This window comes from Sulfitobacter sp. JL08, from assembly GCF_003352045.1.
GTDB lineage: Bacteria > Pseudomonadota > Alphaproteobacteria > Rhodobacterales > Rhodobacteraceae > JL08.
In genome coordinates, this window is sequence record NZ_CP025815.1 from 1,504,192 (window position 1) to 1,516,271 (window position 12,080).

At 59.8% G+C, this 12,080-nt stretch carries 9 protein-coding genes; 7 read left to right on the top strand and 2 right to left on the bottom strand.

Annotation, left to right across the window (positions count from 1 at the left end; genetic code table 11):
* The first annotated feature begins 62 nt into the window (after positions 1-62).
* The 5 genes from C1J05_RS07490 (at position 63) to C1J05_RS07510 (ending at position 7,428) form a co-directional block, all read left to right on the top strand.
* The gene (locus tag C1J05_RS07490; RefSeq protein ID WP_114872184.1) at positions 63-1,028 is read left to right on the top strand and encodes an ABC transporter substrate-binding protein; all 966 of its coding nucleotides are present in this window, start codon (positions 63-65) and stop codon (positions 1,026-1,028) included.
* Between the two features lie 122 nt (positions 1,029-1,150).
* Complete coding sequence (locus C1J05_RS07495; RefSeq protein WP_114872185.1) at positions 1,151-2,152, top strand: quaternary amine ABC transporter ATP-binding protein; 1,002 nt, start codon at positions 1,151-1,153, stop codon at positions 2,150-2,152.
* Entirely contained in the window at positions 2,149-4,116 is a 1,968-nt protein-coding gene (locus C1J05_RS07500) for an ABC transporter permease (RefSeq protein ID WP_254684739.1), read from the top strand. The genes C1J05_RS07495 and C1J05_RS07500 overlap by 4 nt, the downstream gene beginning before the upstream one ends.
* Positions 4,103-4,990, top strand: a complete 888-nt coding sequence (locus C1J05_RS07505; RefSeq protein WP_114869703.1) for a choline kinase family protein — start codon at positions 4,103-4,105, stop codon at positions 4,988-4,990. The genes C1J05_RS07500 and C1J05_RS07505 overlap by 14 nt, the downstream gene beginning before the upstream one ends.
* The gene (locus tag C1J05_RS07510) at positions 4,987-7,428 is read left to right on the top strand and encodes a GcvT family protein (protein ID WP_114869704.1); all 2,442 of its coding nucleotides are present in this window, start codon (positions 4,987-4,989) and stop codon (positions 7,426-7,428) included. Before C1J05_RS07505 ends, C1J05_RS07510 begins: the two co-directional genes overlap by 4 nt.
* On the opposite strand, the gene C1J05_RS07515 is transcribed toward C1J05_RS07510, so the two are convergent.
* Positions 7,425-8,054, bottom strand: coding sequence for a class I SAM-dependent DNA methyltransferase (locus C1J05_RS07515; protein WP_114869705.1), 630 nt, complete (start codon positions 8,052-8,054; stop codon positions 7,425-7,427). The genes C1J05_RS07510 and C1J05_RS07515 overlap by 4 nt on opposite strands.
* A gap of 97 nt (positions 8,055-8,151) precedes the next feature.
* On the opposite strand from C1J05_RS07515, the gene C1J05_RS07520 reads away from it, so the two are divergent.
* The gene (locus tag C1J05_RS07520; RefSeq protein ID WP_114872187.1) at positions 8,152-9,060 is read left to right on the top strand and encodes a phosphotransferase family protein; all 909 of its coding nucleotides are present in this window, start codon (positions 8,152-8,154) and stop codon (positions 9,058-9,060) included.
* 11 nt (positions 9,061-9,071) lie between these two features.
* Here C1J05_RS07520 and C1J05_RS07525 read toward each other — a convergent pair whose 3' ends face one another.
* A complete protein-coding gene (locus C1J05_RS07525; protein ID WP_114869706.1) occupies positions 9,072-10,667 on the bottom strand; it encodes a GMC family oxidoreductase in 1,596 nt (531 codons plus the stop codon).
* 120 nt (positions 10,668-10,787) lie between these two features.
* On the opposite strand from C1J05_RS07525, the gene C1J05_RS07530 reads away from it, so the two are divergent.
* Positions 10,788-12,017: a TRAP transporter substrate-binding protein gene (locus C1J05_RS07530; protein WP_114869707.1), complete on the top strand. Its 1,230-nt coding sequence runs from the start codon at positions 10,788-10,790 to the stop codon at positions 12,015-12,017.
* Positions 12,018-12,080 lie beyond the last annotated feature (63 nt).

Sequence of the window (12,080 nt, forward strand, 5' to 3'; positions counted from 1 at the left end):
GACAAAAGCCGGAAAAAATCCGTGCGCGCACGCCCGTTATATATTTCTCAGGGGGTCTGACCATGAATAACAATTTGAAACCAGTATCGCTGATGCGCGCCGCAGTTGTGGCGTCTGCACTGGCCCTGTCGCTGCCCGCGCAGGCGCAGGAATCCAGCGATCCGATCAAGCTGACATTGCACGACTGGACCGGCCAGTTGATCACAACCCAGTTGATGGGATCGGTGCTGAAAGAGGCCGGATATAACGTAGAATACGTGCAGGCCGATTATCTGGCGCAGTTTGCGGGCCTTGAATCAGGTGATCTGCACATCGCAATGGAAATCTGGGAGACCACAGGCCGTGAAGCGATGGACGCGGCCACCGCCACCGGCAATGTGGTGAACCTTGGGCCAACCGGAATGCAGGCCAAGGAAGAATGGTGGTATCCCGCCTATATGGCCGAACGCTGCCCCGGCCTGCCCAATTGGGAGGCGTTGAAAGACCCGGCCTGCGCCGAAGCCTTTTCCACCGCCGAAACCGCGCCCAAGGGCCGGTATCTGGGCGGCCCCGTGACATGGGGCGGGTTTGACGATGAACGCGTCGAAGCGCTTGATCTGCCGTTCGAGGTGATCCATGCGGGCACCGATGCGGCCCTGTTTGCCGAGCTGGAAAGCGCGGTTCAGCGCGAAGCCCCGGTTCTGCTGTGGGTCTATGCCCCGCACTGGGCCCCGGCCAAATACGAAGGCGAATGGGTTGAATTCCCGGTCTATTCGGCCGAATGCTACAACGATCCGTCAGTCGGCCTGAACCCGGATATGGCCTATGATTGCGGCAAACCCTTTGGCGATATCTGGAAAGTGGCATGGTCGGGACTGGCCGACAAATGGGCCGGCGCCAAGATGGCCGTTGAAAAGTTCAACATCAACAATGATGAAATGGGTGCGATGATCACGGCTGTCGATCTGGACGGCGGCACTGTCGAAGGTGTCGTGGCCGACTGGATGGCAGCCAATGAAAGCCGCTGGAAAGACTGGATCGCAAACTGATCTGAGTTGACCTGATCTGATGCAAACCATGCCGCCCGTTTTGTACGGGCGGCAACCTGCCTGCGCCGGAGACCGCATTGACCAATACCACCAGGGCCGACCAGAACCGGCCTGACGCCCCCATGCTAGAATGTCGCAATGTCTGGAAACTGTTTGGCGCGCGGGCGGCCGACATTCTTGCCGATTTCGGACCTGACGCAAGCCTTGAACAATTGCAGGGCGCGGGCCTTGTTCCGGCGGTGCGTGCCGTTGATCTGGCCGTGCACACGGGCGAAATTTTTGTGATCATGGGTCTGTCGGGATCGGGCAAATCCACTCTTGTGCGCTGCCTTTCGCGCCTGATCGAACCCACGGCGGGCGAAATCCTGTTTCACGGGCAAAACCTGCTCAGCGCCTCTCAGGAAGAGATGACGCAGTTGCGGCGGCACAAGATGGGCATGGTGTTTCAGCATTTTGCCCTGCTGCCGCATTTGTCCGTTCTGGACAACGTGGCCTTTCCCTTGGAAATTCAGGGCATTTCACGCGCCGAACGCGAAGACCGCGCGCGCCGTATGATCGCGCTTGTCGGGTTGGAAGGGCGCGAGGCGGCCTATCCCCGCCAGTTGTCCGGCGGACAGCAACAGCGCGTCGGCATTGCCCGCAGTCTGGCCGCTGATCCCGAGTTATGGTTTCTGGACGAGCCGTTTTCTGCGCTGGATCCGTTGATCCGGCGTGAAATGCAGGATGAATTCCTGCGCCTTCAGGGCACGCTGAAAAAGACCATCGTGTTCATCACCCACGATTTTGACGAAGCAATCCGCCTTGCCGACCGTATTGCCATCATGAAGGACGGCATCGTGGTGCAGGCGGACACGCCCGAACAGATCGTTCTGAACCCTGCCACAGATTACGTGCGCGAGTTTTCACAGGCGGTGCCGCGCGCAAAGGTAGTGCGCGTGACATCCGTGATGGAACCGGCCGGAGCAGAGACACCGGATGCATCGGTTTCCGCCCGCGCCACAATATCCGAGGCGGCACCGCTTTTCCTGTCCGGCGCCAGCCTTTTGCGCGTCACAGATGCGAACGGCAAAACGCTGGGCCAGTTGCGCCGTGATGCGGTGATTGATCTGATGTTGGCGGGATGATGGCCGACACCGTCGATAGCCCGCCACTCTGGCGCGGTCTGGCCCTTTGGGGCGCGGTTCTGCTGGCATTTGTCGCGCTTATGACATGGGGCCCGACACTGCTGCCATGGGCGTTTGAATACCCCAAGAAGTGGGTTGTTCCCGCCGCGCGCTGGATTTCCGATTTCACCAAATGGCTGCTGAATGACGCCAGTTTCGGCCTTTTCACGTTTCGCGACCTGACGCGGTTCCTGTCCACGCTGGTGGACATCCCCTATCAGGCGGTGGCGGGCGTCTTGTCGGGCGGGATCGAGGCGGTGAACCTGCCGCCGCTGTCCTGGGTCGGGTTGATCGCCTTTGTCGGGTTGATCGGACACCGGCTTGGCGGATGGTCGCTGGCGCTGCTGGCGGCGGGGTGTTTCCTGTTCATCGCCGTATTCGGCCAGTGGACATCGGCGATGGTCACGCTGGCGTCTATTATGATCGCGGTGCCCATCGGAGTTGCGGGCGGCCTGATGCTGGGGCTTGCGGCCTATCGTTGGCGCTGGCTGGCGCGGGCGCTGCAACCGGTGCTGGATCTGATGCAGACCATTCCGGTTTTTGCCTATCTGGTGCCGATCCTGATCCTGTTCGGGTTCGGCCCCACGGCGGCCATTGTGGCCACAGTGATCTATGCCATGCCACCGATGACACGCATCACCATGCTGGCACTGGGCCGGGTTCCGGGCGAAATTCGTGATCTTGGCCATATGGTAGGATGTTCGCGCCGTCAGATGACGTGGCGGGTGATGGTCCCATCAGCCAAGGACGGGCTGATGGTTGGGGTCAATCAGGTGATCATGCTGTCGCTGAACATGGTCATCATCGCGTCGATGATCGGGGCGGGGGGCCTTGGCTTTGATGTGCTGGCGTCTTTGCGGCGGCTGGATTTCGGCGCCGGGCTTGAGGCGGGGTTTGCCATTGTCGCCTTGGCCATCGCGCTGGATCGGCTAAGCCAGGCGGCGGCGCAGTATACCGGTGTCGATGCGCCGTCCGGATATCTGAAATGGGCGCTGGTTCTACTGGCGCTGACCTTTGTTGCCGCGTTTCTTAGCCCCGCCTTGCAAACCTATCCCGATGCATGGGCCATATCCACCGGCGATTTCTGGTCGCGCGTTGTTACTTGGATCAACGTCAATTATTTTGACACGCTTGAAGCGATCAAGAACACCCTGCTGCTGAACGTGCTGATCCCGACCAAGCGGTTTCTGGTGGGCTTGCCATGGCTGGGGGTGGCGGGCCTGCTGGGCTTTGTCGGCTGGCGGCTGGGCGGTGCGCGCCTTGCGCTGCTGGTGGCGTGTCTGACCATTCTGATCGCCGTGACCGGATTGTGGGAAAAGGCGATGATCACCGTTTATCTTTGCGGCATTTCGGTTGTTTTTGCCATGCTGATCGGCCTGCCCATCGGTGTTCTGGCGGCCGAAAAGGAACGGCTTTGGGTTGGGGTCAAGGTGGCGATAGATACGCTGCAAACGCTTCCGTCTTTCGTGTATCTGATGCCCGCTGTCATGCTGTTCCGCGTCGGCGATTTCACCGCGATGATTGCGGTCGTTGCCTATGCAATCGCACCTGCAATCCGGTATACGGCATTGGGATTGCAGGGCGTCGATGCCCGCCTGATCGAGGCAGGGCGCGCGATGGGCTGCACCGAATGGCAGATCCTGACGCGGATCAAACTGAAACTGGCGCTGCCCGAAATCCTGCTGGGGTTGAACCAGACCATCATGTTTGCCCTGTCGATGCTGGTGATCACCGCGCTGGTCGGTACCCGCGATCTGGGGCAGGAGGTCTATATCGCCCTGACCAAGGCCGATGCGGGACGGGGCCTTGTTGCCGGATTTGCGGTGGCGTTCATTGCCATCATCGCCGATCGCCTAATTCAGGCGGGCGCACAGCGGGCGCGGGCGCGGCTGGGGCTGGAGGACGGACATCATGACACTACCTGACAAAATTCTGGAATTGCCCTGCTGGTCCGGACCGCCGTCTGGTGCGCCATTGGAAGGCGGGCTGTCCAATGAAATCTGGAAGATCACGGATGATGCGGGCGATCACGTGGTACGCTTTGGCGCTGATTACCCGGTCCACCATGTGGACCGCGCCCGAGAGTTGATGAGCACGCGCGCCGCCCATGCAGCAGGGTTTTCCCCTGCGGTTGAATATGCGGCACAGGGTGTGATGGTAACTGGCTTTGTGCAATCGCGCACCTGGGACGCGGCAGACATGCGCCGCGATCCCGCGCGGGTGGCCGACCTGTTGAAACGCTTTCACAACACGATGGCCGCAAATGTATCAGGCACCGCCTATTTCTTCTGGGTGTTCCACGTCATTCGCGATTATGCGCGGACGCTGGCTAACGGCAACAGCCGTTTCGCCGCTGACTTGCCCGGCTATCTGGAGCTTTCAGGGCAGTTGGAAGCAGCGCAGGTGCCATTGCCCATCGTGTTTGCCCACAATGATCTGCTGCCCGCCAACATTCTGGAAGACGATACGCGCCTGTGGCTGATTGATTACGAATATGCCGGCTATTCCACGCCGATGTTCGATCTGGCCGGTGTGGCCTCGAATTCTGAAATGGAACCCGAGGCCGCGCAGGAATTGCTGACGCACTATTTCGGGGCCACCCCTGACCGGGCGATGGTGCGGGCCTTTGACGCCATGCAATGCGCATCGCTATTGCGTGAAGCGATGTGGGCCATGGTATCGGAACTGCACCTGAACGCACCGGGCGTTGATTATGTCGCCTATGCGCACGAAAATCTGGAACGGCTGGCCGCGGCGCGCGACCGGTATTCTTCATTATATGGAAAAGACGTATCATGACCCTTCCCAGTCACGCACAGGTTGTTGTTATCGGTGGTGGCATCATCGGATGTTCCACGGCCTATCACCTTGCCCGCGATCACAAGGCCGATGTCGTCCTGCTGGAGCAGGGCAAACTGACGTCGGGTTCAACATGGCATGCGGCGGGGCTGGTGGGGCAGTTGCGGTCTTCCGCGTCGATCACCAAGGTGCTGAAATACTCGGTCGATCTGTACAAGCAGCTTGATGCGGAAACCGGTCTTGATACCGGCTGGAAGATGACCGGATGTTTGCGGCTGGCCACAAATCCGGATCGCTGGACCGAATACAAACGTCTGGCCACCACGGCGGGATCGTTCGGCATGGACATGCACCTGATTTGCCCGGACGAGGTGAAAAAGATGTGGCCGCTGATGGATGTCAGCGATCTGGTGGGCGCAAGCTGGTTGCCGACTGACGGGCAGGCCAACCCGTCCGACATCACCCAAAGCCTGGCCAAGGGCGCGCGCATGCATGGCGCGAAACTGCATGAAGGGGTGCGTGTGACCGGATTTGACATGGACGGCGACCGGATCACCGGGGTGCAAACCAGTCAGGGGACGATCAAATGTGATCGCGTGGTCAACTGCGCCGGTCAATGGGCGCGCAAGGTTGGCGCAATGGCGGGCATCACCGTGCCGCTGCAACCGGTAAAACATCAGTACATCATCACCGAAGCGATTGACGGTCTGTCACCGGATGCCGCCACACTGCGCGACCCTGACCGGCGCACCTACTTCAAGGAAGAGGTCGGCGGGCTGGTCATGGGCGGATACGAACCAGACCCGCAACCCTGGGTGCTGGACGAGTTCGGCGGTGACGTGCCTGATGACTGGGAATTCGGCCTGTTTGACGATGACTATGATCATTTCGCCCAGCATCTGGAACAGGCGATCGAACGTATTCCGGTGCTGACGCAAACCGGCGTAAAACAGATGATCAACGGATCGGAAAGCTTTACGCCGGATGGCAATTTCATTCTGGGGCGGGCACCGGAATGCGCCAACATGTTTGTCGGCGCCGGGTTCAACGCCTTTGGCATCGCATCAGGGGGCGGAGCCGGTTGGGTGCTGGCCGAATGGGCCATGACGGGCGAGGCACCGCTTGATTTGTGGGTGGTCGACATCCGCCGGTTTTCGGACATGCACAAAGACCGCAAATGGGTTTGCGACCGCACGCTTGAGGCCTATGGCAAACACTACACCATCGGTTTTCCGCATGAAGAATACACATCAGGCCGCCCGCGCATCCTGTCGCCGCTATATGAGCGTCTGAAACGGCAAAACGCGGTGTTCGGATCGAAACTTGGCTGGGAACGGCCAAACTGGTTCGCCCCGGACGGTATGGCGCCGCAAGATGTCTATTCGATGGGCCGCCAGAACTGGTTTGACGCGGTGGGGCAGGAACATGCCCATGTGCGCAATTCTGTCGGCGTCTTCGATCAATCCTCGTTCGCCAAATACGAGGTGTCGGGCAGCGATGCACAGGCCGCGCTGGATTGGGTCTGTGCCAACAACGTCAGCAAACCGGTCGGGCGGCTGACCTATACCCAATTGCTGAACTCGCGTGGCGGGATCGAATGCGATCTGACGGTGGCGCGCATCGCCCAAGGCAGGTTCTATATCGTGACCGGCACCGGGTTTCGCACCCATGATCTGGGCTGGATCGCCGATCATATCCCTGCGGGTGACGTCAACCTGCAAGATGTGACAGAAGACTGGGGCACGCTGTCCTTGATGGGGCCAAAGGCACGCGATGTGTTGGCCGCCGTGACATCTGATGATGTGTCAAACAGCGCCTTTCCGTTCGGGCATGTGCGTGATCTGGACATTGCCGGCCACAAAGTGCGGGCGCTGCGCGTCACCTATGTGGGCGAACTGGGGTGGGAACTGCATATCCCGATCGCGGCAACGGGTGCGGTTTACGATGTGCTGATGGCAGCGGGGCAGGGTATACGCCCTGTTGGATACCGCGCGCTGGAAAGCCTGAGGCTGGAAAAAGGCTATCGTGCGTGGTCATCCGATATCACACCAAATGACACGCCATTTCAGGCCGGTCTGGGGTGGGCCGTCAAGATGAAGGGCAACACGCCGTTTCTGGGCCGCGAGGCTTTGAGCGCGGCAGCGGGCGAACCGCTGGGCAAACGATTTGTCGGGTTTACGCTGGATGATCCCGATGCAGTCCTGCTGGGGCGTGAAACCATCCTGCGAAACGGCAAGCCGGTCGGGTATCTGACCTCGGGCGGATATGGCTACACGGTGGGCAAAAGTATCGGCTACGGCTACGTGCGCGCGGATGACACCAGCGATGATGCACTGCAAGCGGGCGATTATGCATTGATTGTGGCCGGGGAAACCCTGCCGGCGCAGATCGGATTGCGCTCGTTCTACGATCCGGAGGGCACCCGCATCCGTGCCTAAAGCACGCGAAATGCGATGGCCCGGCTGGGGATGGTGCCGACCTCACCCGGCATCGATGCATAGGGCGCGGTTTCGTCCAGCATTTCGATCTGGCCGTTGCCCACCAGTTCATCTATCCGCAATTGGAAGCCGCCGTTCCACAATGTATCCTTGACGGTGATCACGATCACCCCGCCGATGGCGCAGATGCGGATCAGCTCATCCAGCGCCTCGGCCCCGACATGGCCGGTGGTGAACACGCCGGTCGAAACGATCCCGGCATAGGCTTCGTCCTCGAAGGGTAAAATACCCCCCAGTGCCAGCTTGTGCAGGGCGCGGTAGTGGCCTTTTTGAGCGGCGCGCGCCAACATGCCTTCGGAAATATCCAGACCGTCCACCTGCGGATAACCGACAATGCCAAGCCATTCGCCCATCAGCCCCGTGCCTGCACCGGCATCCAGCAGCGGTGTTTCCCCCTTGGGCAGAAACCGCGTCAGCAGCGACAGCGCGACCGACGGATGACGATACCCCGCAACCGACATTTCCGCGTCATAGGTTTCGGCCCAGCCATCATAAAGTGCCGCCACATCTTCGGGGGTTTGCGCATCGTAAACCGCGCCCAGATGCCCGTCATGTTTGCCCGTCATGCCTGCCCCCGTGTTATGTGATCCGATCTGTCGGCTTGCCAATCCAATTCCATCGCGCGACAAATATCAAATGAAGAATGCACAATTCGGGGGACCCATGACCGATCTGAAGGCTTTGATGAACAAAATTCCGCAGCTTCAGGGCCATGACGGTCCCGTGGAACGGATGGGCGGGCTGACCAATGTTGTGTACCGTGTGGGCGACTATTGCCTGCGCGTTCCCGGCGAAGGCACCGAAGAATACATTGATCGCAAGGCCGAAGCGGTGGCCGCCCAGGCGGCCGCAGACGCGGGTGTGTCGCCCGAACTGGTTTACGCCGATCCTGACAGCGGTCTTATGGTCACGCGGTTCATTGACGGGGCCACAACGATGACGCCCGATTTGTTTGCGCAGGCCGCCACGGACGGCAGCCATGCCGTTGTCGGTCGCGCCGCCATAGCGCTGCGTGATCTGCATCAGTCCGGCGCCGTGTTCCAGGCGGACTTTGAACTGTTCGCGATGATTGATGATTATCTGGGCCTGCTGTCGACCAAGGATGTTGATCTGCCGGACGGCTATCACGACGTGGTGGCCGAGGCCGAAACCATCCGTGCCGCGCTGGCCAGAAACCCCGCGCCGCGCGTGGCCTGCCACTGCGACCCGCTGTGCGAAAACTTTCTGGATACCGGCGCGCGCATGTGGATCGTGGATTGGGAATATTCCGGCATGAACGATCCGATGTGGGATCTGGGCGATCTGTCGGTCGAGGCCGGATTGAACGATGCGCAGGACGGCGCGTTGCTGTCGGCCTATTTTGACGGGCAGGTGCCCGCGAACGATCATGCGCGCATGGTGATCTACAAGGCGATGTGCGATCTGCTTTGGACGTTGTGGGGGCTGATCCAGCTGGCCAATGAGAACCCTGCCGAAGATTTCCGTGCCTACGCCGATGGCCGCTTTGCCCGCTGCAAGGCGCTGATGGCGCGGCCTGAATTCGCCGCCCATGTGGCCACGCTGAACGGATAGCGCAACCCGGGTCAGGCGAGAGACTGCAGGATATCGCTGGCTTTTTCGCCGATCATGATCGCAGGGGCATTTGTGTTGCCCGACACGATTTCCGGCATGATCGCACAATCGGCCACCCGCAGCCCCTTTATGCCGTGCACCCGCAGCCTGTCGTCTACAACCGCATCCTTGCCGCTGCCCATCTTGCAGGTGCCGGTGGGGTGATAGATCGATGTCGAATTGCTGCGCGCCCAGTCCAGCGTGCCGTCATAATCGTCCATATCCAGCGCGGCATCGGGCCGGAACTCGTGCGAGATTTTCGAGGTTAACGGTGCGTGGCGCGCGATCTTTCGGGCGATATTCACACCGTTCACGATTGTCTGGCAATCTGTTTGCGTGGCCAGATAATTCGGGATGATTTTGGGATAGGTTACGGGGTCGGGACCATTCAGGCGGATTTCACCGCGGCTTTCGGGGCGCAACTGGCAGACCGACATGGTAAAGGCCGAAAACGGATGCACCCCTTCGCCGGGGCTGTCGGCAGACCACGGTTGCACATGGAACTGGATATCCGGTGTTTCCAGATCTTCGCGTGTCTTCAGGAAGCCTGTGGCGAGGCTGGCGGCCATCGTCATAGGGCCGGCCCTGAACAATGCATATTTCAGCGCGATCTTGGCCTGACTTACCAGACTGCGCACTTCGTCATTCAACGTGGGTTCGTTGCATTTGAACACAAGACGCGCCTGCAGGTGGTCTTGCAGGTTCCGCCCGACGCCGCCCAGATCGTGTTTCACCTCGACGCCGTTCTCTTTGAGGTGCACGGCAGGTCCGATGCCGGACAGCATGAGGATTTGTGGTGATCCGATGGAGCCCCCGGACAATATGACTTCGCGGTCCGCATTGACCGTCCGGATCTGGCCGGATGCATCACGATAGGTCACGCCGGTGGCTTTGCTCCCCTCCAGTTCCACGCGCTGCACCTGCGCCTTTGTAATGATCCGCAGGTTTTCACGCCCGCGCGCCGGGTTCAGATAGGCCACGGCCGCGCTGCAACGCCGCCCGTTACGGGTGGTCAGTTGGAAATATCCCACCCCTTCCTGTTCAGCGCCGTTGTAATCTGGATTGAACGGATATCCAGCCGCCTGCGCTGCCGCGACCCATGCATCACAGATCGGGCGCTGGATGCGCATGTTGGACACAGAAAGGGGGCCTTCATCACCGTGAAACGCATCGGCGCCGCGTTCGTTTTTTTCCGCACGTTTGAACAGGGGCAGCACATCGTCCCAGCCCCAGCCGGTATTTCCCATCTGGCGCCAGCGGTCATAATCCTGCGCCTGTCCACGTACGTAAAGCAGCCCGTTCAAAGAAGATGATCCGCCCAGAACCTTGCCGCGAGGCCAGTCGATCGAACGCCCGTTCAGCCCCGGATCGGGTTCGGTCCGGTAACACCAGTCAACGGACGGGTTGTGCATGGTCTTGAAATAGCCGACCGGAATGTGAATCCACGGGTTCAGATCGCGCCCGCCCGCTTCCAGCAGAATAACCTTGTTCCTGGGGTTCTCGCTCAGGCGGTTGGCCAGAACGCATCCGGCCGACCCAGCCCCGACAATGATGTAATCCGCCCTCAAGTCCGCCCCTCCGGTAAGTTTCGTAAAAAAACACTATGCAAAACGAAATAAACAATCTACCCTTTTTTGAAACTAATAGTCTCAATAATAGACAATCGGCACCATAAGGGAGGAACCAAAATGGGTGTAGGCAATAAACTGAGCCAGATTTCACGGCGTGATCTGTTCAAGCTGGCGGGGCAATACGGGATGAGCTCGACCTTGTTGGCAGCGGGTGCATTCGGTGGCGCGATGAGCATCGGCAGCCTGGCGCGCGCGGCAGAATCCACATACGAGCGGCGTTTTTCCAAGCCGGCAAAGTTCAATCTGAAATTCGGCGCGGCCGGGTTCAACGCACGTAACCTGTTGATTGAACGGGCAGGGGCGCTGGAATTTGCCCGCGATCTTGAGGCGCGCACTGACGGCGAAATTCGGATCGAGTTCATCGGCGACAACCAGATTTGCGGCCAGTTGTCCTGTGTTGAAAAGACCCAACTGGGCGTTGTCGACATCTATGCGGCCTCTACCCAGAACTCGGCCGGTGGCGCGCCTTATCTGAACGTGCTGGATTATGCCTATATGTTCCCCAGCCGTGCGGCGCAGTACCATTTCCTCTACAGCCCCGAATCGCAGCGTATTCTGCGCGACCCGCTGGAAGAACGGCACGGCCTGAAGTTCCTGTTCAGCCACGCGGAACTGCGCGGCATGCAAATGGGTCTGGGCTGGAAAGACAAGCCGATCACCAAACTGGAAGACCTGTTCGGTTCGAAAAACCGTGTGACCGGCACCCAGTTGGGCCGCATCGCGATGCAGGCGCTGAACCTGAACCCCGTGCCGGTCGCGTGGGAAGAAACCCTTGATGGCTTGCGTCAGGGCCTGATCGATGGCGCGGAAACATGGGCGTCGGCTGTTGCTTATGCCAACATGTCGCCGGTTGTGTCCAAATCGGTCGATCTCAAATTCTTCTGTGGCACCGAACATACATCGATGTCGGCCAAGGTGTTCAACAGCCTTGACGGATACCTGCAGGATGCGGTTCTTGAATCTTCTTACTGGGCGCAAACCCATGTTCAGGCCGCGAACGAGGCTGCACTGGTCAACACGGTAGGCTTCTCAAATCCGCAATTGCCGGGCACGATCTTCTTGGAAAACGATGTAGAGCCGATCTTCCTTCCGGACAGCGAAATCAAGATGGCCGAGGAGATGTGTTCGCCCGAATTCCAGCCGCAGCTGTGGGAACAGTGGCGCGAGCGTCTGAACGGCTGGGCCGGTGGCATCGATACCTATCAAGAGATTTACAACATTGCGCGTGAAATTCCGCTCGACATGAAGGCGGAAAACGTCGAACCGCGCCGGTGGTGGAAGGGCTGATCACCCGCTAAGGTTACTACACCGGCCCTGTGCAATCGGGGCCGGTGTCTGCACGTTATGCGC